This window comes from Paenarthrobacter aromaticivorans (assembly GCF_019038615.1).
GTDB lineage: Bacteria > Actinomycetota > Actinomycetes > Actinomycetales > Micrococcaceae > Arthrobacter > Arthrobacter aromaticivorans.
Genome location: NZ_JAHOPC010000002.1, coordinates 382,623 through 403,785, shown reverse-complemented (window position 1 = coordinate 403,785; position 21,163 = coordinate 382,623). Strand labels below are relative to the sequence as shown.

The 21,163-nt window shown below is 63.4% G+C and carries 20 protein-coding genes; 10 read left to right on the top strand and 10 right to left on the bottom strand.

What is annotated here, in order from left to right; all coding sequences use genetic code 11:
- Positions 1-511: 511 nt before the first annotated feature.
- The 3 genes from KSW38_RS05395 (at position 512) to KSW38_RS05385 (ending at position 3,644) form a co-directional block, all read left to right on the top strand.
- Positions 512-1,891 carry an MFS transporter gene (locus KSW38_RS05395; RefSeq protein ID WP_216923563.1) on the top strand — a complete coding sequence of 460 codons (1,380 nt, stop codon included), beginning with the start codon at positions 512-514 and terminating at the stop codon, positions 1,889-1,891.
- Between the two features lie 725 nt (positions 1,892-2,616).
- Positions 2,617-2,829 (top strand): hypothetical protein, encoded by a 213-nt coding sequence (locus KSW38_RS05390; protein ID WP_216923562.1) that lies wholly within the window; start codon positions 2,617-2,619, stop codon positions 2,827-2,829.
- Positions 2,830-2,903: 74 nt separating this feature from the next.
- Positions 2,904-3,644, top strand: coding sequence for a GAF and ANTAR domain-containing protein (locus tag KSW38_RS05385; protein ID WP_428982366.1), 741 nt, complete (start codon positions 2,904-2,906; stop codon positions 3,642-3,644).
- Between the two features lie 199 nt (positions 3,645-3,843).
- Here KSW38_RS05385 and KSW38_RS05380 read toward each other — a convergent pair whose 3' ends face one another.
- The 5 genes from KSW38_RS05380 to KSW38_RS05360 form a co-directional block, all read right to left on the bottom strand.
- Complete coding sequence (locus tag KSW38_RS05380) at positions 3,844-5,385, bottom strand: carboxyl transferase domain-containing protein (protein ID WP_216923558.1); 1,542 nt, start codon at positions 5,383-5,385, stop codon at positions 3,844-3,846.
- Positions 5,386-6,627 carry a CaiB/BaiF CoA transferase family protein gene (locus KSW38_RS05375; RefSeq protein ID WP_254186098.1) on the bottom strand — a complete coding sequence of 414 codons (1,242 nt, stop codon included), beginning with the start codon at positions 6,625-6,627 and terminating at the stop codon, positions 5,386-5,388.
- Positions 6,628-6,643: 16 nt separating this feature from the next.
- The gene (locus tag KSW38_RS05370; RefSeq protein WP_216923556.1) at positions 6,644-7,870 is read right to left on the bottom strand and encodes an amidohydrolase; all 1,227 of its coding nucleotides are present in this window, start codon (positions 7,868-7,870) and stop codon (positions 6,644-6,646) included.
- 49 nt (positions 7,871-7,919) lie between these two features.
- Positions 7,920-8,657 (bottom strand): hypothetical protein, encoded by a 738-nt coding sequence (locus KSW38_RS05365; protein WP_216923554.1) that lies wholly within the window; start codon positions 8,655-8,657, stop codon positions 7,920-7,922.
- A 74-nt stretch (positions 8,658-8,731) separates the two neighbouring features.
- A complete protein-coding gene (locus KSW38_RS05360; protein ID WP_216923552.1) occupies positions 8,732-9,481 on the bottom strand; it encodes a DUF5058 family protein in 750 nt (249 codons plus the stop codon).
- Positions 9,482-9,755: 274 nt separating this feature from the next.
- Here KSW38_RS05360 and KSW38_RS05355 point away from each other — a divergent pair, with 274 nt between their 5' ends.
- Positions 9,756-11,204 carry an amidase gene (locus KSW38_RS05355; RefSeq protein ID WP_216923549.1) on the top strand — a complete coding sequence of 483 codons (1,449 nt, stop codon included), beginning with the start codon at positions 9,756-9,758 and terminating at the stop codon, positions 11,202-11,204.
- Here the strand turns inward: KSW38_RS05355 and KSW38_RS05350 are convergent.
- The 3 genes from KSW38_RS05350 to KSW38_RS05340 form a co-directional block, all read right to left on the bottom strand.
- Positions 11,185-12,138: an Lrp/AsnC family transcriptional regulator gene (locus KSW38_RS05350; RefSeq protein ID WP_216923547.1), complete on the bottom strand. Its 954-nt coding sequence runs from the start codon at positions 12,136-12,138 to the stop codon at positions 11,185-11,187. The two genes, KSW38_RS05355 and KSW38_RS05350, sit on opposite strands and share 20 nt — an antisense overlap.
- On the bottom strand, positions 12,128-12,292 hold the full coding sequence (locus tag KSW38_RS05345) for a hypothetical protein (RefSeq protein ID WP_216923544.1): 165 nt from the start codon (positions 12,290-12,292) through the stop codon (positions 12,128-12,130). Before KSW38_RS05345 ends, KSW38_RS05350 begins: the two co-directional genes overlap by 11 nt.
- A 77-nt stretch (positions 12,293-12,369) precedes the next feature.
- Positions 12,370-13,311: a LysR family transcriptional regulator gene (locus KSW38_RS05340; RefSeq protein WP_216923542.1), complete on the bottom strand. Its 942-nt coding sequence runs from the start codon at positions 13,309-13,311 to the stop codon at positions 12,370-12,372.
- 120 nt (positions 13,312-13,431) lie between these two features.
- Between KSW38_RS05340 and KSW38_RS05335 the strand changes: the two genes are divergently transcribed.
- The 5 genes from KSW38_RS05335 to KSW38_RS23910 all read left to right on the top strand — a co-directional run bounded on the left by KSW38_RS05335 (position 13,432) and on the right by KSW38_RS23910 (position 19,641).
- A complete protein-coding gene (locus tag KSW38_RS05335; protein WP_216923540.1) occupies positions 13,432-14,424 on the top strand; it encodes a DUF1852 domain-containing protein in 993 nt (330 codons plus the stop codon).
- A 20-nt stretch (positions 14,425-14,444) separates the two neighbouring features.
- Entirely contained in the window at positions 14,445-15,491 is a 1,047-nt protein-coding gene (locus KSW38_RS05330) for a methionine synthase (RefSeq protein WP_216923538.1), read from the top strand.
- 2 nt (positions 15,492-15,493) lie between these two features.
- Positions 15,494-16,066 carry a flavin reductase family protein gene (locus KSW38_RS05325; RefSeq protein WP_216923536.1) on the top strand — a complete coding sequence of 191 codons (573 nt, stop codon included), beginning with the start codon at positions 15,494-15,496 and terminating at the stop codon, positions 16,064-16,066.
- 1,004 nt (positions 16,067-17,070) lie between these two features.
- Positions 17,071-19,365, top strand: a complete 2,295-nt coding sequence (katG, locus tag KSW38_RS05320) for a catalase/peroxidase HPI (RefSeq protein ID WP_216923534.1) — start codon at positions 17,071-17,073, stop codon at positions 19,363-19,365.
- 126 nt (positions 19,366-19,491) lie between these two features.
- A complete protein-coding gene (locus tag KSW38_RS23910; RefSeq protein ID WP_308169296.1) occupies positions 19,492-19,641 on the top strand; it encodes a hypothetical protein in 150 nt (49 codons plus the stop codon).
- A gap of 416 nt (positions 19,642-20,057) precedes the next feature.
- Here the strand turns inward: KSW38_RS23910 and KSW38_RS05310 are convergent, their stop codons facing one another.
- Positions 20,058-20,426 carry a type II toxin-antitoxin system death-on-curing family toxin gene (locus KSW38_RS05310; protein WP_216923524.1) on the bottom strand — a complete coding sequence of 123 codons (369 nt, stop codon included), beginning with the start codon at positions 20,424-20,426 and terminating at the stop codon, positions 20,058-20,060.
- Entirely contained in the window at positions 20,423-20,629 is a 207-nt protein-coding gene (locus tag KSW38_RS05305; protein ID WP_223949093.1) for a ribbon-helix-helix protein, CopG family, read from the bottom strand. Before KSW38_RS05305 ends, KSW38_RS05310 begins: the two co-directional genes overlap by 4 nt.
- A 257-nt stretch (positions 20,630-20,886) precedes the next feature.
- On the opposite strand from KSW38_RS05305, the gene KSW38_RS05300 reads away from it, so the two are divergent.
- The gene (locus KSW38_RS05300; RefSeq protein WP_216923522.1) at positions 20,887-21,159 is read left to right on the top strand and encodes a DUF4192 family protein; all 273 of its coding nucleotides are present in this window, start codon (positions 20,887-20,889) and stop codon (positions 21,157-21,159) included.
- The last annotated feature ends 4 nt before the right edge of the window (positions 21,160-21,163 follow it).

Below are 21,163 nucleotides of genomic sequence, written 5' to 3'. Positions count from 1 at the left end.
TGCTCTCTCAGACGACTTGCCGGACTCCAAACCCCGGCGAGGCCCTTCGCATCAGGCGAGTACGTGGCCGAGTGCGGGAGCCATTCCAGGCCAACGTAGTCCTCACGGGAGAATTTGCCCAAATGGCCGCTGCATGCAACTCGAGTCTTCGCCCTTTTGGGTCCTGGCACTGGGATACTCAACCGCCGCCGCCGGGCGCAGGCCACATATTCACGCGTCTGAGGGACAGCTTCAATGCGTCCAGATTCAGCGCGGGTTCCAGTTGTCCAGCGTCTCCCACCTTTCGAAATCCTCCATAGGAAATCGCTATGTAGGGACAGAAAAGCTGTCTTTGTGTGACCGGCGCCGCAAACGTTAACGTGATGTCTAGGGCCAGTACGCAAAGCCGTACAAACATACGATCTCGCACCTGAGAGCCCGCAGTAGCACCGATAAGACGTCTCAATCGAGATCTCTTTCCAGCCTACGTATATCGGTAGGCCGCCGTTCACCCATCGCCAATGGAGACGAAATGACAGAAACCACACTTCCCAGGAAGACCCCGGTCAGGGCCGCAGTCGCGGCCTGGGTCGGCACGACGTTGGAGTACTACGACTTCGCGGTGTATGGCACCTCGTCGGCGTTGGTTCTGAACGTGCTCTTCTTCTCGCCCGAGTTGCCCCAGGGCATCAGCGTGCTGCTCGCCATGATCACGTTCGCGGTCGGCTACGCGGTACGCCCCCTCGGCTCCCTCATCCTGGGGCCGATGGGTGACCGCCGTGGCCGCAAGTTCGTCATGATGATCACACTGTTCGGCATCGGCGGTTGTACCTTCCTGATCGGTTGCCTGCCCACGTACGCCCAGATCGGTCCTCTTGCTCCGATCCTGCTCGTGCTGATCCGCGTCATCCAAGGACTGTGCCTTTCCGGCGAGCAGCCCAGTGCCATCACGATGAGCCTGGAGCATGCTTCCGAGGGCCGTCGCGGGTTCCTCGCGAGCTTCACCACGTTGGGATCCTCCTCCGGCACGTTGCTAACACTGCTGGTCTTCATCCCGGTCGCCGCTATGCCCTCAGAGCAGTTGCTGAGCTGGGGTTGGCGGCTTCCGTTCTGGGCCTCCGCCGTCGTGGTCGTCGCTGCATACCTGATCCGCCGCCACATCCAGGAGCCGCCCGAGTTCGTAAAGGTCCAGGCCGCCAAGGTGAACGTCGCCCCCCTCAGGCATCTTCTGCGCTTCCACTGGCGCGCGGTGCTGCGGATCGTATTCTGTGCGCTCATCGCGGGCACGAGCTACATGATGCAGACCTTCTCGGTGGCATTCGGGACGGCCGGATACAAGCTGGATAAGCCGACCATGCTCCTGACGACCACAGTCTCGGCAGTGATCGCCCTCGGAGTCACGCCCCTGGCAGGATTCCTTGTGGACAAGATCGGCCGCAAAACGATGTTCCTCATCGCAACGGGCGGCGTAGGCATCACAATGGTGCCGTACCTGTGGTCAATCACGACCGGCAACTGGTCGCTGATCTTCCTGTTTGGCATCATCAACTACTCCCTGTTCTACTCAATGGTGAACGCGTCCTGGCCCTCGTTCTTCGCAGAGATGTTCCCCGGCCGGCTGCGCGTCTCCGGGCTCGCCCTTGGCACCCAGATCGGCTTTGCCATCTCGGGCGTCATCGGCCCCGTTCTCTCGACAGCACTCGCTGGCCCCGATCTGAAAGATTGGGTTGGGCCGTCCATGGTCGCCCTCGGGTTCATGGTCCTGGCAGGGATCTCAGCCCTCACCGCCAAGGAGACCAAAAAGTACACGCTCAAGGAACTCGACGAGGTGCAGCAGGGCGAGCGGGAGACGGCAGTCCTCACGGCGGCGACCGTGTCGCCGGGCACAGCTACCCACGGCCTCGCTGGTTAGCCTGAGATGCAGAAGTGACGGGTTATCGCCCCTGAGCTGCTCGGCACTAGCTGTACGGGTCAGGGCCTTGGTTACATCGTGAATACGTGAAGACCTCTTAGTTTGGTGGCTACCACACACTGCCAACGACTAAGAGGTCTTCACGTTCCGCCCGTATGGCCGCCTTGGCATAGGGGCCTCCGCGTCCCGGGGGGTGGAGGTGCAAGGCCAGTGCGACACACCAACCTGACGTCGGGTTGAGGCGTAATTGGCGTCAGGTTTGAGACTCAATTGATGATGCCGTATGGGCTACTATCAATGCGTAGACGTAAAGCTGACAACCCGACTTCGGCTCAGGCGACCTAACGACTCGCGGCCCATCGCCACTGGGATTTGACTCCAACTAGACATAAGTCCCAGCGCCTACCTACGCACTGCGCGTTTTGGCGACCAGTCATGTCGCCGAGGATGGCACGCCGAATGAACACGTGACGGCAAGAAGGCGAACAAACCGTGGTCACCAAGACAACAGACTTAAGTGTGCACATTGTGCACACCCTCTTCGGCCGGACAAAGCGATCTTAGGCGCTGGGGTGGGGACGGAAGCTTCCTGCGTTTGATGTTCTGGCGCCTTACGCCGCTGTCGGAGCGTCCGACAAGGGCCCGCTTCTTAATAGCGCGAATTGGGCTGGCAAGCGGTGTTGAAGTGCGGTTTCTCTTGCTTTGACGGGGAAGCAGTTCCTAGCATGGGCGTTGTGGAGGAAGCGCGTCGGGTCGCGCTTGCCGTGCTGGACACCACCAGCACGACGGTCAACGATCTCTGGGTCTCGTTCTGGAGCATGGGCGGCAACGCCGATGTGCTGGATCTGGACGCCTATGTCCACGGATTGGCACCTTTCAGCGCCTCCGACAAGCTGGCTTTGGAGGCCGCCGTCGAGGAAATCAGCGCCCCGAACTGAAGCGGAAATCCCGGACCAAAAAGGGCCCCTCATCCGTCTTGCCCCGGTTAATACCCGCTTCTACAATGCTGGATGTGGACACTGAGGAGCAGAACGAAAACTTCCAGCGACTTCACCAACTCATCGCTGGTACCGATGACGTCAAGTCCTTTCTGGACGGAATGACGCGCTGCGCGGCCGCGACTTTAAGCCGCGCCACGCAGATCAGGATCGAATCCGCAGTCACCCTATGGCGCCGGAAACGGGCCGTGACCCTGGCCGGGAGCAGCGACGAGGCAATCCTCTGGGACGGGATTGAACAGGGCCTGGGCGACGGCCCAGCCCTGGAAACACTCCAAACCGGCCAGCCAGTGGTGGTGGCGGACACCAGCGCCGATAATCCGTGGCCCAAGTACACCAACACTATCGCTGAGGCCGGTGCGCGCAGTGTCCTCGCGGCACCACTGGAGCTGGGCCACGACGCCTCAGCGGCCCTGAATTTCTTCGCCCCCGAAGCGGGGGCCTTCACCAAGGAGGTCGTGAACGAAGCCATGGTCTTCGCGGACACGGCCGGTCAGGCGTTGCGGCTGGCGCTGCGGATCGCCACAGCTGATTTGCTCACCGAAGACCTCAAAGCCGCCATGGCCCGCCGCACCGTCATCGATCTATCGACCGGGATCATCATGGCCGAGAACAACTGCACCCAGGAAGAAGCTTTCGCGTTCCTTCACCAGGCATCCCAGAATCGGAACCAAAAACTCCACGACGTCGCCGGGAGCATCATCGCCGAACGCAATGGCACCACCACGGCACCGGTAAACCATTTCGAAGAATAAGGCCACCACTGGAAGCACGCATCTTCGACACGCTTCTTGGTTCAGTAGTCGCCGTCGTTGTCTTTGCCCTTTCAAGCACGTGGTCACGTTGGTGAGGTCCAGGACGTGACAAGCGCCTGATAAACCTCCTGTTGCGGGGCCCGCTCTGCGTCCCAAAGCCACGGGTTAGAACGCAGAGCAGGCCCCTCAACGCACGGGGCTACGAGACCAGGGCGCGGTACCGCGCGCGGCGGGCCTGCAGCCGTGGGAATCCCGAACCGGCCAGCGCTCCCGAACCGGCCAGCGCTTGAAGTTCGACGCCGATCACCTCACCCATGCGTCGGCAGAAGTCCACGGGTTCCTGGGCGGCATCGGGGCGTTCCTCCAACACCACGTCCACCACTCCCCTGCCCGCGAGCGCAGCGGCCGTGATGCCTTGGCTTTCTGCGAGCGCCGGGGCGTGCGACGTGGTCCGGTGGACGATGACGGACGCGCCTTCGGGAGGCAAGGGAGCAAGCCAGGCGTTCCGGGCGGCAAGGGTACGGTCCGCGGGCAACAGGGCCAAGGCTCCACCGCCGGTCCCCTGGCCGAGTAAGACGGACAGAGTGGGTGTTCCCAATCCAAGGAGGTCGTAGAGCGCCCGGGCGATCTCCGCAGCGAGCCCGCCTTCTTCGGCTTCCTTGGATAGGGCTGCTCCGGGGGTATCGATGACGGTCACCAGGGGAAGCCTGAGGTCTTTGGCAAGACGGATTCCGCGTCGGGCGTCCCTTAGGGAGGCCGGTCCCATGGATTTCCCCGAAGCACCGTGACGCTGATGACCGACCACCACGCAGGACGTGGTACCGAAACGGGCCAGGGCCACGAGCATCCCGTTCTCCTTGGCACCGTCACCGGCACCCCGCAGGAGAACCACGTCGCCGGCACCATCACGGAGCAGTTCCTCGGTTGAGGGCCTCAAGGGATCGCGCGACCGCTGCACTGCGTCCCACGCGCCGGTTTGTTGGGTTTCGGGCGCGGCCGCTTGCCCAAGCCCGGCAACAGCAGCACTCGATGAACCACTGCTCGGCGCCAGCAACAGATCCAGCACGCGGGCAAAGTATTCGCTGAGCCCCTCGGGAGGAACCACGGCATCCACGTGCCCGTGATCGAACAGATTTTCGGCGGTCTGGACACCGGGCGGGAAAGCTTCGCCATGCAGTGCCTCGTAAACGCGCGGGCCAAGGAACCCCAGCAGGGCGCCCGGCTCCGCTGCGGTCACGTGCCCCAGCGAGCCCCAGGATGCCATGACTCCGCCGGTGGTCGGGTGCCGCAAGTAGACCAGGTACGGAAGCCCGGCATTGCGGTGCGCTTGGACGGCAGCAACGATTTCCACCATGGCCAGGAAGGCGCTGGTTCCTTCCTGCATGCGGGTCCCGCCGGAAGCGGGCATGGCCACGAGCGGCAGGCCGAGTTGGGTTGCGCGTTCGACGGCGGCAACGAGCCTTCGTGCCGCATCCCGCCCGATCGAGCCGGCCAGGAAAGCGAAATCGGAGACCACGACGGCGACGCGATGGTTCCGTATCCTGCCCTCGCCGGTGAGGACTGACTCGTCGCTGCCGGATTTCTCCGCTGCGGCTTCCAGGTCTGCGGCGTATCCCGGTGCGGCAGAAAGGCCCACCACCCCACGCACCGGACTGTCCCACGAAACGAAGGTGCCGGCGTCGAGCATGTGCTCAAGCAGTTCCCGGGCGCCGAGGCGGCGACGCATGGCCATGGCGGTCATTCAGTCCTCCTCCCCTGTGGACAACCACTCACGAATGCTTGCGTCGTGCTCGTTGAGCAGCGGCGGTGCCGTGTGTAGGCGGCGGGTGGACTCGGCTCCGGCAACGTTGTCGAAGAAGCGCAGCGGCGGGCCGGGCAAGGTGACCGGGCCCAGGAGCGGGTGCTCGACGTCGAGCAGGAGTCCCTGTGAGGCGAGCTGTGGCCACTCGTAGACTTCCTTTAAAGACCGGACTTTGCCCGCGGGGATGCCCGCGTCGGCGAGCTTCGCGAGGAGCGGCTCAGCGTCGTACTCCGCGAACGCCGCTTCCACGACGTCGATAACGCGCGAGCGGTTACGCACCCGGTCCGCGTTGCTTGCAAGACCCTCAGCTGCCGGATCAAGGCCAAACGTGGACATGAAGGCTGCCCAGAGCTTTTCGCTGCCGACGCTGATCTGCACGCTCCCGTTGCGGCAACGGAAGAGTCCGTAGGGCGCGATGGAGGGGTGGTGGTTTCCCTGGGCCTCAGGCGATTCCCCGGCCACGGTGACTTTGGTTCCCTGGAAGGCGTGCACCCCGACGAGGGACGCCAGCAAGGACGTCCGAACCACTTGGCCCTGACCGGTCCGTTCGCGTTCGAGCAGCGCGGCCACCACCCCGTATGCGCCGTACATGCCGGACAGGAGATCGGCGATGGGTACGCCGACGCGTTGGGGGTCCTCGGGTCCGGAGCCGGTGAGCGACATGAGCCCGGCCTCGCCCTGGAGGATCTGGTCATAACCGCTGCGGTGGGATTCGGGTCCGTCATGGCCGAAGCCCGTGATGGACAGGATCACCAGCCGGGGGTTGATCGAGTGCATGGCATCGGTGCTGAACCCGAGCCGTTCCAGGACACCGGGGCGGAAGTTTTCCACCACCACGTCTGCGCGCTCGAGGAGTTGCCGCAGGGTGGTCCGGCCATCGGCGCTCTTGAGGTCCAACGCCAGGGATTCCTTGTTGCGGTTGCAGGACAGGAAATAGGTGGCCTGCGGATCGTCTTCGGGTCCAACGAAGGGCGGGCCCCAACCACGGGTGTCGTCCCCGGTGCCAGGGTTCTCGATCTTGATCACCCTGGCACCGAGGTCACCCATCATCATGGCGGCGTGCGGTCCCGCGAGGGCCCGACTCAGGTCCACCACGAGGCGGCCGGACAGGGGGCCGCCCGCTTCTTGTGGAACAGACTGCGGTGCTTCCGTGGCGCGGGTTTCGGTCAATGCTGAAGTCATGGCCATTCCTCCAAGATCAGTTGCCCAGGCGGGACAGGAGGACGGCGACGGCGGCCGAGACTCCGCCGGCGAGGGAACCTTCCAGCTCGGGGGCGAAGAAGGGTGAGTGGTTGACGGGGACAGCGCCGGGTCCGTCGAAGGCGGAGGCGGGCGTTCCGCCGAACATCCAGAACACGGACGGCACGCCAATCGCGGTACCCAGGTGACCGAAATCTTCGCTCCCCATCATCGGCGGGGTGACCTCAACGGACTCCGCCCCCAGCGCACCGCGCAGTGCCTCGAGAACGTAAGGAACGGCGTCGGGGTCGTTGAAGCACTGCGGGAAGCGGTACATCTCCTCAATCTGCGGGGTAGGCGCACCGGAGGCGGCGGCTTCGGCCTCGATGATGCGACGAACGGCGCCAAGGACCTGGCCACGAACGTCGTCGTCGAAGGTACGGATGTTGAGCGTGAACTCGGCCGAGGCCGGGATGATGTTTTCCTTGAGTCCGGCGTGGAATGTTCCAACGGTCACGACGGCGGACTTCCGCGGGTCCAGCTCACGGGACACGATAGTCTGCAGCCGCGTAACCATGTGCGCGGCCATGACGATGGGATCGATCGAGTCCTGCGGCTGCGACCCGTGGGACTGCTGGCCGTGGACAGTAACCCTGAGCGAATCCGCCATGGCCGCGACCGGCCCGCTGGAGATGGACACGGTACCCACCGGGCGGGGCATGACGTGCTGCCCGTACACTACTTCCGGCCGTGGAGCCTTGTCCCACAGACCGTCGTCGAGCATGGCCAAAGCACCTGCCGCGGTCTCTTCGCCGGGCTGGAAGATCAGTACCAAGGTCCCCGCCCACGCGTCCCGGTTGCCCGCGAGGATTTCGGTGGCTCCCAGCAGGCTCGCCACATGGGTGTCGTGGCCGCAACCGTGCATCACCGGAACTTCGGCGCCGTCCAGCATGCCCTTGTCCGTACTGGCGTACTCCAAACCCGTCGCTTCCTCGATGGGCAACCCGTCGGTGTCTGCGCGGAACGCAACCACGGGGCCCTCGCCGTTGCGCAGGATGCCCACAACACCCGTGCCACCGCAGCGGAAATGTTCCACCCCCAAACCGTCCAGTTGTTCTTCGATGAGTTGTGCGGTGGCGTGCTCCTGCATGGACAGTTCCGGGTGGGCGTGCAGGCGGCGGTACAGGGCATGGAGCTTGGTGGTCTGTTCGCTGTCGAGTTCCAGGGCGGTGGCGGTTTGGGTCATGGTGATCTTCTTTCTGGTGCGTTCTGGGGGTTTGCCGTGCGACTCGGGTTTACTCGATGTGGATGGGTTTGGCCGCTGCCACCTGCTTCCCGCGGAAGAACCATGCCAGGAGGATGGTGCCGAGGACGGCGATGGCGGTGGACACCATGGCCAGCGACGGCACCATCGGCAGGACAACAAAGACGACGACGGCCGACACCAGTAGCGCGAAGACGGTGGTGCGGGGCTGCTTCATTGACACGATGGCCTGAACCAGTACCGCACCCAGGACGGTGGGCAGGACGTACAGCCGCGTGACCGTCAGCACCGACGGCGGAATGACGCTGATCAGCCAACTGCCCAGCAGTCCCACGAAGACGGCGAGCGACGTCAGGTGGACCACCGCCGCACCACAGATAGCCACGACGGCGGCAAGTTCGGCGCGCTTGCTGCCCGGCTTTGCGCCGATGTTCGTTTGGGCGATGAGCGCGGCGGGGAGGAGCTTGTTGGAGATGTTGCCGATCATGAACGCCTGGTACATGGCGGCAGGGCCGAGGATCGGGAAGTAGGTCAGCGGTTCGACGATCCAGATGATCCCGAACGTAGCGGCCACTGCGGCGAAGGCGATCCAGAGTTGGGCGGGTCCAATGTCCAGGCCGCCGGCGAATACGAGGTACAGCGGTCCGGCCACGGAGATCAGCAAACCCGCGATCATGGTGATTTGGCCCCAGCGGGAGGTGGTCCGATTGAACTCGGCCATGGCCGTGCCGGTGGTAGGAGTGATGGCGGCAGAAGTTGTGGAAGTCATGGGGATATTCCTTGTCTCTTGCTCAGTGCTCGGGAGCTCAGTGCTTACGGGAGCAGTGCTTGCGGGAAACGGGCTCAGGCGCCGGCGGCGAAGAAGGCCGCGCCGAGGCCGATGACGATGGAGAAGCCAAGGCCCCATTCCCTCAGCCAGCTCTTGCCGAGCTTGTTGGCGAGCAGCAGGCAAAGGCCCATGACCGCGGCGGAGACGAGGAACGAGAGGACATGGATCCAGGACTTGGGGAGCTCGGTAAGGCCGAGGCAAGAGAAAGCCCCGATCAGCGCAGCAGCGGGGACGATTGCCATCGCGGCGGGGTTCACGGAGCGGATCTTGGCATCGCCCTTGCGCAGGAGCGGCGTCAGGATCAGGGTGGCCAGCATCCACATGGCCCCACCGATGCTCATGGCGAAGAAGGCAACGGCGAAGACGCTCTGTGTATAGCTGGCGTCACCAAGCTTGGCGCCCATGGAACCTGCGGCGATACCGGCAGCGGAGACATCGTAGGCGGCCGAACCGATCAGGCCGATCCGGGACAACACCGCCGGGGCTCCGAACAGGCCAAGCAGCGCAATGGCCACGAGCGAAACGGCCAAGGAGGGTCCGATCGCCGAGACGGCGCCGGAACGGAACGACGTTTTGATGTCCTGGGAGCTCATCTCCACCGAGGGAGCCGCCCGACGTGCCGCCTTCATGAAGATGGCGGACTGGATGATGATGACGCCGAAGACGCCGGCCACGCAGATCCACAGGACCGGGTTGTTGGCGATGGCCAGGATGTCGGTTGCGCTGTTGGACGCGAGGGGTTGAAGTGCCAGGGGTTGGTGCATGGAAACCTCCGGTGTAAGCCCCGCGCACTCCACAACCGAACCACTTTGTTACGGCTGTTTCCTGCTCTGGGGGCGAATCCACACCCATCGACCAGATCGGCCAGTGGGTTACGAACACCATCCGCTATGAGCCGGATCACACGCAATGGCTGACGGAATCAGCCATTGGATTGGCCGAAACGGTCAAACAGCACCGCGCCGACCCTCGAGGCTTCCACCAAGGGCATGTGACTCGGCACACTTTCAGGCAGCGAACATCCAGCAAAGGAGCACCATGCCCGAGACCATTGGCGAGCTGTCCGCCGTCGAACTCACCACCGCGATCCGCAGGAAGGACATCTCGGCGCGCGAAGCCCTGGCCGATCATCTGGACCGGATCGCGGACGTCAATCCCGCGATCAATGCCGTGGTGACCATTGACCCCGAGGGCGCACAGTCACTGGCGCACCAGGCCGACCAACTGACCGCCTCCGGGGCCGAACTGCCGCCGTTGCACGGACTACCCATGACGCACAAGGACACCAACAACACCGCCGGGATGCGCACCACCCAGGGCTCGGTCGCCTTGCGCGACTTTGTGCCCGACGCCGACGACCTCATCATTGCGCGGCTCAAGGCGGCCGGCGTGGTCAGCAGCGGCAAGTCGAACGTCCCGGAGTTCGGCGCAGGATCACACACCTTCAACGACCTCTTCGGAACCACCACCAATCCATACGCGCCCGCACTTAGCGCCGGCGGAAGCAGCGGCGGGGTTGCCGCCGTCGTTGCTTCCCGCGTCCAGAGCATCGGCGACGGAAGCGACATGGGCGGCTCGCTCCGCATCCCGGCTTCGTTTTGCAACGTAGTGGGTTTCAGGCCGTCGACGGCGGTGATCCCCACGCCGTCCGACGTCAACGCTTACGCATGGCTGGGACGGACCGGTCCGATGGCGCGCACCGTGGAGGACATTGCGTTGTTCATGTCCGTCACGGCCGGTCCGGATCCTCGCGTCCCCCATCCGGCGGGGCTTGACCCGGAGGTATTCCGCTCGTCGCTGGAAACGGACATGCGTGGCGTGCGGATCGGCTGGTCCCGCGACTTTGGCATTGGCGTGCCGGTGGAACCCGAAATCCTGGAGCACCTGGAACAGCAGCTCAGGGTTTTCGAGGAGCTGGGGGCGATCGTGGAGGCAGCCACTCCGGACTTCAGCGAAGCCGACCTGGTCTTCGGGAACACGCGGGCCATGGATTTCGCCGCAGGGCTGGGACCCCTCCTGGAAAGGGCAGGGGACGTGATCAAACCTGAAGTGCACTGGAACGTGAACAAGGGACTCGCCCTGACTGCCCGGGACCTGATCGAAACCGCTGCTGCACGCACGCGTCTTGAAGCGGGCGTGCAGTCGTTCTTCGGCCGCTACGACCTCTTCGCGAGCCCCTGCGCGCAGGTTCTGCCGTTCGATGCGACGCTGCGCTACCCGGCCTCGGTCGCCGGGGTTCCTTCGGAGACCTATTTGGACTGGATGCGCTCAGCCTGCGTGCTGTCCGCCACCGGCCTGCCCGTGCTCAGCGTGCCCGCCGGGTTCAGCGCCGCCGGGCTGCCGATCGGGCTCCAGCTGGCGAGCAACCACTACACGGACATGCAGCTGCTCCGCTGGGGCCGGGCGTTCGAGCAGCAGACGGGGTACGCCGCCGTCGCGCCCGTCATCCCCAACGAGGTGCCAATCCTTACGACGACGTCCGCATGAACCGTCCGCCTCGCTTATGCGCGTCCAGGAGGACGGAGACATCCACGCCGGATGCGTACTGGACCCAACCCGAGGCCGTGATGAAGCGGTAGAGGGACGACATGTCTCCAACGGTGACATCCGCGATGACGTGGTAGTCCCCGGCGATCGCCGCAGCGTAGCGGACCATCGGAAGTTCGGCGAGGCTCTTGCCCAGTTGTTCGACGTGCAGCGGCGACGCCCTGATCCACAGGAGCGCTTCGACGGCGAGGCCAAAGGCCGCCGGTTCGATCACCACGCGCAAATGGACCTGGTTGTTGGCAAGGAGCCATTCCGTGCGTCGTCGGGCTGTGGCCTCCGACACCCCCACCCGGCGGCCCAGCGCCTCGAAGCTCATCCGACCATCGGCGCACAGCGCTTCCACGATTTCGGTGTCCTGCCTGCTCAGTTCCTTCTGGGCCTCCAGGATGCCCGAATCCAGGGTGAGCGGTGATCGGAGCGCCTCGGCACGGTCCGCGCTGAGGATCTCCGGCCGCCACCCCCGGATGGTGCGGAAGTATCGCAGCACCGGGTAGCTCGTTGAATCCCTGAGGCCAATGGTGGAGGGGAGCTCGTCGGACAGCACGTCAGCCATGTGCCTGGGGTCGGTCATGATCTCGGCCACGCAATCGCCAGTGCCCGTTGTGGTGTAAACGAATGTGATGTCTTTCCGCTGGGCCAGTGCTTTCGCTGCCGTCCTCAGCGTTCCGGGAATGCACCGCATCTCGAAGAGCACAGCCGCAGGCTTTGGCCGTACGCCAACCACCGCAACGGATCCGGACTCCAACAGTTGGGAGCCCCGGCGTGCCACCGTTCGCTCAGCCTCCCCCAACACGGCAGCCATCTTGCGCCAAGGGCAGCGCGGATCGATCTGAAGGGCGGCCACGATCTGCCGCTCCAATGCGTCAAACAACACCGGGGGCGCTCCGTTCGTTCCGGTTGGAGCCCTGGGTTTCTTTCACGGGTCCACAGACAGAATATAGGTGGATGGCCAGTTCGAACTGCTTCCCGGGTGCGGCCCGTTCCCACGCCAGGGCACCAACGACGGCGACGGCGACGGCGACGGGCATACACGACACCAGCAACCCGCCCGGCTGCAACTAACACATCCAATCAAAGGGGCAATGACCCGCCCACCTAACTGCAGTCAGTTGAGTAGCGCCACGCCGAACTCAGCGACGACGGCCCGCAATTCCTTGAGGTAGCGCTGCGCTTGGTCGGTGAGCGGAATCGCGGCGTGGCCGATCCAGCCGATCTCGATGCGTTCGTCAACGTCAAGCGGGATGGCGACGATCTCCGGGTCGAGCTGCCCGCTGATGATGCCCGTCGAGATCGTGTAGCCGTGGAGCCCGATCATGAGGTTGAAGATCGTGGCCCGGTCAGAGACCCGGATCTCCTGCTTACTGGACAAGGTGGAGAGAATCTCCTCGGCGAAGTAAAAGGAGTTGTTCGCACCTTGATCGAAGGTTAGCCGGGGCAAACCGGCGAGATCGGCGAGAGTCGCACGCTCTTTTGAGGCGAGCGGGTGGTTCCGTGAAATGAAAATGTGCGGATCGGCGAGGAAAAGCGGAGTGAACGCGAGCCCGGATTCCCGGAGCAGCTTGTCGATGACCTTCCGGTTGAAATCGTTCCGGTAGAGGATGCCTATCTCGCTGCGGAGCGTCCGGACATCCTCGATGATGTCCCAGGTACGGGACTCACGCAGCGAGAACTCGTATTCGGCCACATCAGTGGCCTTGACCATCCGGACGAAGGCGTCCACCGCGAACGAGTAGTGCTGCGTTGACACCCCGAGAAGGCGTCGCCGCGGTGGCCTACCAAGGTAGCGCTGCTCGAGGAGAGCGAACTGCTCGACGACCTGCCTCGCGTAGCCGAGGAACTCTACTCCGTCGGCCGTTAGGGTGACTCCGCGGGCGGAGCGAACCAGGAGCGCACGGCCAACCCGGGCCTCAAGGTCCTTCATCGAGGCGGACATTGTCGGCTGCGCTACGAAGAGAAGATCGGCGGCCGCGGAGATCGACCCCTCAGCCGCAACTTCTATGAAGTAACGGAGCTGCTGCAGGGTCAATCCGCTCGAAATCTGAGGCATAGGAAGATTCTATATGAATGCATAGTAACCACTAGTTACTTGATACCCATCGGAAGGCTGCACCATGGATACATCCCCTTCGGAAAGGCCGTCTCCGGCCCATCAACGGATTGGCAGCACATGGCAGACGACTTCACCTTCAGCATCACCACGACCCCCTTCGACGAGGACTACTCCCCGTCGGAAGGCTCGCGGATCACGACGAATTTCGCCAACCTGGCACGGGGCGAGCACCGCCAGGAGAACCTCCGCAACGCCTTGACCATGATTCGGCGCCGCTTCAACGATCTCGCAAGCTGGGACAACCCGGACCGGGACCGCTACACGCTCGAGCTTGAGATCGTTTCCGTGCAGATAGAGTTCACTGCCGAAGGTACGGATCAGCAGTTCCCCCTGTTCGAGGTTCTCGACATCCAGATTGTCGACCAGCTGAACGGGGTCCGCCACCAAGGGATCGTGGGGAACAACTTCTCCTCCTACGTCCGTGACTTCGACTTCAGCGTCGTACTGCCAGCGGCAGCAGCGGAGTCAGGCAAGCCCACCGTTCCCGAGAACTTCGGCGATCTTCACGGCAAACTGTTCCAGCAATTCCTCGATTCCCCGGCATGCCAGGAACGCTTCCCGCAGTCGCCTGTAGTGTGCATCAGCGTCTCCACGAGCAAGACGTACCGCCGTACGGAGAACCGCCACCCGGTCCTGGGCGTCGAGTACCAGCAAGACGAGTTCTCGCTTACGGATGCGTACTTTGCGAAGATGGGGCTGCAGGTTCGCTACTTCATGCCACGCGGCAGCGTTGCGCCGCTCGCCTTCTATTTCCGCGGCGACCTGCTCAACGACTACTCCAACCTGCAGCTCATCGGCACGATCAGCACCATGGAGACGTTCCAGAAGATCTACCGCCCGGAGATCTACAACGCTAACTCCGCCGCCGCCCACGTCTACCAGCCGAGCCTGGGAGAGCAGGATTACTCGCGGACCCAGATCGCTTACGACCGCGTCGAGCGCAGTCAGCTCGCGGTCACGCAGGCGAAGTACACGGAGGAACACTTCATCACGCCCCACAAGGATCTATTGGACCAGTGGACCGCCAAATACCCCGCTCTCGTCAACTGACCCACGGAGAATCGTCAATCATGAACACACTTTTGCCCACCACCGTTGTCGGAAGCCTGCCGAAACCATCGTGGCTCGCGCAGCCGGAGACTCTTTGGTCCCCGTGGAAGCTGGAGGGAGATGCGCTGCTCAAGGGCAAGCAGGATGCGCTGCGCATCGCAATCCACGAGCAGAGCCGACGCGGCATCGACATCGTCAGCGACGGCGAGCAAACCCGCCAGCACTTCGTCACGACCTTCATTGAGCATCTCAGCGGGGTCGACTTTGAACAGCGCAAGACCGTGCGCATCCGCGATCGTTACGACGCGAGCGTGCCGACCGTCGTCGGACCGGTGCGCCGCGAGCGGCCGGTATTCGTCGAAGACGCAAAGTTCCTCCGCGCGACCACCGACCGGCCGATCAAATGGACTCTTCCCGGTCCAATGACGATGGTGGACACACTCTACGATGACCACTACAAGAGCCGCGAGAAGCTGGCCTGGGAGTTCGCCGCGATCCTGAACCAGGAGGCGAAAGAACTAGAGGCAGCCGGGGTGGACATCATCCAGTTCGACGAGCCCGCGTTCAATGTCTTCCTCGATGAGGTCAAGGACTGGGGCGTGGCCGCGCTTGAGAGAGCGGCCGAAGGACTGCGCGCGGAGACCGCCGTGCATATCTGCTACGGCTACGGGATCAAGGCGAATAATGACTGGAAGGCGACGCTCGGCTCACAGTGGCGGCAGTACGAGGAAACGTTCCCGCTGCTTCAGAGCTCCAGCATCGACATCATCTCGCTGGAATCCCAGAACTCCCACGTGCCCATGGACCTCATCGAGCTCCTCCGCGGCAAGAAAGTCATGCTCGGGGCAATCGACGTCGCAAGCGAGACCATCGAGACCCCGGAGGACGTCGCCAACACCCTCCGCAAGGCCCTGCAGTTCGTCGATGCGGACAAGCTCATCGCCAGCTCCAACTGCGGCATGGCACCGTTCCCCCGGGACGTCGCACTGGCCAAGCTGAGTGCTCTCAGCGCAGGGACGAACATCATTCGCGAGGAACTCGCCCGCTCCGCCCCCAGGGTGTCCTAACGATGTTTCACGCCTACCCCGCAGACACCTGGCTCGAGGCTCCGAAGCAAAGCTTCCCGTCCTCCCTCTCGGCCGACGAATTCAAAGCACTGTTCCGTGGCCACCCGGGAGGTGTCGCCGTTATCACGGCTGATGCCGGCGAAGGACCGGTGGCACTGACGGTATCGTCGGTCGTGTCAGTGAGTGCGGAACCTCCGTTGCTGATTTTCTCGGTCTCGGCACTGTCCTCCGCGTCCGTGGTGCTCTCGCGCGCCGAAACCGTCGTCGTGCACCTGCTGGACGCACACGACGTCGACTTGGCGAAGTTTGGCGCGACCCCCGGCGTCGACCGCTTTGACCAGACGCACCGATGGTCGGCCCTTGCAACCGGCGAAGCGGTGTATAACGATGTCCGCGCCTGGGTGCGCTGCGCCGTCATCAATCGTATGGAGGTAGGGACCTCCACAATCATCGCCGTTCACGCCCTGGAGTCTCGCGTGATGCGTGACGTCCACGCGGGCGAACCCGGTGACGCTCTGGTCTACCACAACCGTTCATGGCACCGTCTGGGCGAGCATTCCAAGCTTGAAGGCTGAGCGCCCGCGCCAACAATGCGAGGCGGCAAGCCGAACGGCTCACGACGGCGGGAGGTGACTCCCGCCGTCGTCCTCGTTAACATCGGACGTCCATCGACTTCCTGAATGGCCCGGATGCAACCCTGGTGTGCACGTGTGAGCAAGAAATCCGGAACCGGCTCCCCCACCCCAAACTGAACTGGCCGCACCCGGCGGCCAGGCACCAACCGGGCCTCCAAATCAGAGACAAATGTCAAGCTTTGTACACACGTAAAAAGCAAAAACCCCTCTGACGAGGGGCTATGCCGTGCCCGAGGTGGACTCGAACGGGATTCCGGCCCGCGTGAACACTGGGAAGTGGCAGGAACATGAGGAATCCGGGCCAATACGATGGTGTACGAGCCAGTCCAAGGTGGAAAATGTTCACATTGTCCACACCACTTTTTTGCTCGATCTCCCACGGAGGAACAGACAACCGTTCTCCGCACACTCGAGCCGGCGCCAATAAATAGGTGCCGCCACATCTGCAGATCGTCCGGCTCAATCTCACGCTTTCAGCCCGCTGGGACCCTCCTGATTCGATGAGGGCGCAGCCTCCGGGGCATGACTCTCACGAATCCGTCGAACAACCCAGAATCCGGCCACACTCCGCCCCGCAGAACGATGAAACACCTCGCCAAGCTCCCTGAGTTCCCAGGGTGCGCCCAGAAGACACTGCAACGTTGGTATGCAACAGTGTCATGTATGTGACGGAAACGTGAAGAAGCTTCGACGAGAGACCCGTAACGAGCAAAGAATATGTTTGACAACAAACCAACCCTAGCCCCACGCTGTTGCCTAAGGCGAGACTTGATGATCATTGCGGAACAGCACGCGGGGGTCGTTGTCACACAAGACTTCTCGGTGCGGCAGGCACCGGACGGTCCCTCCCGATGGGCTCTTCCCCGACGCGCGTTTACGGTGCAATAGGAAACTTTGAACCGGCCCGAGCCGACGGCGGCCTCGGCCAGATGAAAGGAAGAAAAATGACCGATCCCCAAGAGCATCCCCCAGTCCCCACTCCCGGGAGCGCGCAGGGCTTGAACCCGAAGGTGGAGGGCGGATGCCCGGTGGCCCATGGCAGTGCCACGGACCAGGGCAGCGAAAGTGAAAACCCGGCAATCGATTCCCCCCGGCCCAAAGGCCACCGGCCGCGGACCAACCAGGATTGGTGGCCCAACCAGCTGGACCTTTCCGTGCTGCACACGCACGGCAAGTCAAGCAATCCGCTGGACCCGTCGTTCAGCTACCGGGAGGAATTCCAGAAGCTCGACCTCGATGCTCTGAAGCGTGACATCACCGAGGTCCTGACTACCTCGCAGGATTGGTGGCCGGCGGACTTCGGCCACTACGGTGGCCTGATGATCCGCCTGAGCTGGCACGCGGCCGGCACCTACCGCGTCCATGACGGCCGCGGTGGAGCGGGAGACGGCAGCCAGCGGTTCGCGCCGCTCAACAGCTGGCCGGACAACGCCAACCTGGACAAGGCCCGGCGACTGCTGTGGCCGGTCAAGCAGAAGTACGGCCAGAAGCTCTCCTGGGCCGACCTGCTGGTCCTGGCCGGCAACGTCGCCTTGGAATCGATGGGCTTCGAGACCTTCGGCTTTGCCTTTGGCCGCGAGGACGTGTGGGAGCCCGAGCAGATCTTCTGGGGCCCCGAAGACGCCTGGCTCGGTGATGAGCGTTACGTGGGTGAAGGCCAGATGTCCGAGGACGTCGGCTCCACTGAAATGGGCCTGATCTACGTCAACCCCGAAGGCCCCATGGGCAACCCGGACCCGGTAGCTGCTGCCGCCTTCATCCGGGAGACGTTCAAGCGCATGGCGATGAACGACGAGGAGACCTTCGCGCTGATCGCCGGCGGCCACACGTTCGGCAAGACCCATGGCGCCGGCCCCGCCGATGCGCATGTGGGCCCCGAGCCGGAGGCCGCCAACCTGGAGGCGCAGGGCCTGGGCTGGCTCAGCACCTACGGCAGTGGCACGGGCGCGGACACCATCACCTCGGGCCTCGAGGTGACCTGGACGGACATGCCGACCCAGTGGAGCAACCGCTTCCTGGAGATCCTGTTCGAGTACGAGTGGGAACTGGTCAAGAGCCCTGGCGGTGCTCACCAGTGGGTTGCCAAGGATGCTCCGAAGATCATCCCGGACGCGCACGACCCGGAGAAAAAGAACCGACCCACGATGCTGACGACGGACCTGTCACTGCGCTTCGACCCCGTCTACGAGGAAATCGGTCGCCGCTTCCTCAAGAACCCGGACGAGTTCGCCCTGGCGTTCGCCAAGGCCTGGTACAAGCTGCTGCACCGCGACATGGGACCCGTTGGCCCCCACATGCTGGGCCCGTGGGTTCCGGAAGCCCAGCTGTGGCAGGATCCCGTTCCCGCCGTCGACCATGAACTGGTCGACGAGCACGACATCGCTTCGCTGAAGGCCAAGCTGTTGGGCTCCGGCCTGACCATCCCGCAGCTCGCGGGTACGGCCTGGGCCTCGGCAGCCACCTACCGCAAAACGGACCGGCGCGGCGGCGCCAACGGTGCAAGGATCCGCTTGGAGCCGCAGCGCAGCTGGGAAGCCTCCGAACCGGAGCAGCTGGCAACCGTTCTTCCGGTGCTCGAACGTGTGCAGGAGGAGTTCAACTCTGCGCAGGCTGGCGGCAAGAAGGTCTCCCTTGCAGACCTGATCGTCCTCGGCGGTGCCGCCGCGGTGGAAAAGGCCGCTGCCGACGCCGGATTCCCCATCACCGTGCCATTCCGGCCGGGACGCACGGATGCCGCCCAGGAGCAGACCGACGTCGAATCTTTCCAGTACCTGCAGCCCAAAGCTGACGGGTTCCGCAACTACCTGCGGCCCGGCTCGAAGCTCCCGCCCGAGAGCCTCCTGCTGGACAAGGCCTACATGCTGGACCTCACCGCACCGGAGATGACGGCGCTGGTAGGCGGCATGCGCGCGCTGGGCACCAACGTGGGCGGTTCCAGCCACGGCATGCTGACAGACAAGCCACAGGTCCTGAGCAACGACTTCTTCGTCAACCTGCTCTTGCCGGGCACCAAGTGGAGGGCGTCGGAGTCGGAGGAGAACGTCTATGAGATCACCGACGCCGCCACCGGCGAGCTGAAGTGGACGGCCACCCCGGTGGACCTGGTCTTCGGGTCCAACTCCCAGCTGCGCGCCCTTTCCGAGGTCTACGCCAGCGAAGACGCCAGAGAGAAGTTCGTCAACGACTTCGTGGCCGCGTGGGCCAAGGTCATGGAGCTGGACCGCTTCGACCTCAAGTAACAAGTTGAACTGAACAGTGGTGTCAGGGCCGGTTGCAACTGCAGCCGGCCCTGACACTTTTCGAAACCTAGTGTTCAGCGGGGAAGCTGCCCTGGTCTACCGACTGGTACTGCCGCGCCGGAGCGCATCCCGGCCAGGACCTTCGCGTCGCTCTGCGATATTCTGGACTGCACCCCAAACGACCTGTTCGAACCGTTCGTGGAGATGTGCCGCCGCGGCGACAGCGAATGCACCACAGCGCAGCGAAGGCATCGGAATCCAGCCCCGGTAACCTGATCGCCAAGCGGATCCGACTCGTCCGTCCCGAAGACGGTGAGTAGGCCACGCACACCGGAGGATCCCATCCGCTGGACAGACCCCCGCGCCCGGACAAGCTCCGCCTAGATGCCGCCGTCGGCACCTTGGTTGATGTCTTCGAAGAAGGCTTTGTACGTAGTCGCATCGATCGATAGCCGCAGCCATCGGATTCAGACCTCTGGGTTGAACGACGCCGCCATCTAAACGGATCGGTGGGCATACCCCCACCCAAACTAAACAGGCCGCACCCGGCGGCTAGGCACCAGCCGGCACTCCAAATCAGAGGCACTTGTCAAGGTTTGTACACACTTAAAGGCAAGAACACCTCTGACGAGGGGTTATGCCGTGCCCGAGGTGGAAAGTGTGGACAGTAACCACGCTCCTGTTACAAAGGTTCAGCGCAACACCAGATGTTTCGAAATCACGGCGGCCGAATCCCGTAGTTCAACGTCCCCGGCGGCGACACCCACCACTAGTCTGAAGCCCTCGTCAGTTGTGAAGTTATGACGGTAGCCGTTGATCCATAGCAGGAGCACCATAATCGTCCACGCAGTCCGTTTGTTCCCATCAAGCAGTGGATGGAACCGCGCGACCGACTCAAGCAAAGCAGCCGCCTTCACCGCTAGTTCCGGATAAGCTTCCGCGCCCCTTACGGTTGTCGCCGGCCTGGTCAATGCCGACGCCAACAAGCCGACGTCGCGGATCTGGAAGCCATAGCGATCTACAACTTGAAGCGCGTCTTCAATTTCCAGGTAGGCGGTCACGCGTCCTCAAGGCGAGTGAGCAACTCAGCATCATGGCTCATGACAAAATCCAGACCCTCAGTAATCTCGCGCCTACGAGCATGGCGCTGCAAAACCAACTCGGCCCCCTGCAAGAGAAGCGCGGACTTGGACGTGTGTTCTTCAGCGGCCAGCTTCTCCAGCCGACGATCGAGCTCATCAGGGACGCTCAGATTCATAGCCATGAACCCACGGTACCAAAACGGTACCCCTTGCGCTCCGGACTAACTTCCCCACGCCGAGGGATGTAAACCGACAATGGCGCAGCTCAATGGTTACGCTGCGTCCGCGACGCTGGCACAACAATCGTCTCGCACGCTCGATCCCCAAAATCGGCGCAATCCGGTCATGGTGAGGGCAGGTCAAGCGTCCATGGATGTCTGGAGGCCCAGCAGAACGGGCCCCGTCAACAACGGTCAAGAACGCACGAGGAGCCAGGGCCATGAATGCTCTCACCATCAAGGACCCCGCGGACCTGCTTAGCTTCATCGGGCACACCCTCCGGTTCTGGCCACAAGAAAGCCTCGTCTGCGTCACCCTCGACAATGACAAGGTCGGCGCCACCCTCCGCATCGACCGCCTCCAACTCGCCCTCGACACCGACCCCGGCTACCGCTTCGCACGACTCAGCGACCAAATGCTCGGAGCTGGCATCATCGCCGGCTGGAACACCAACAGAGACACCGCCTACACAGCCCACCTGGATATGCCGTAGGCGG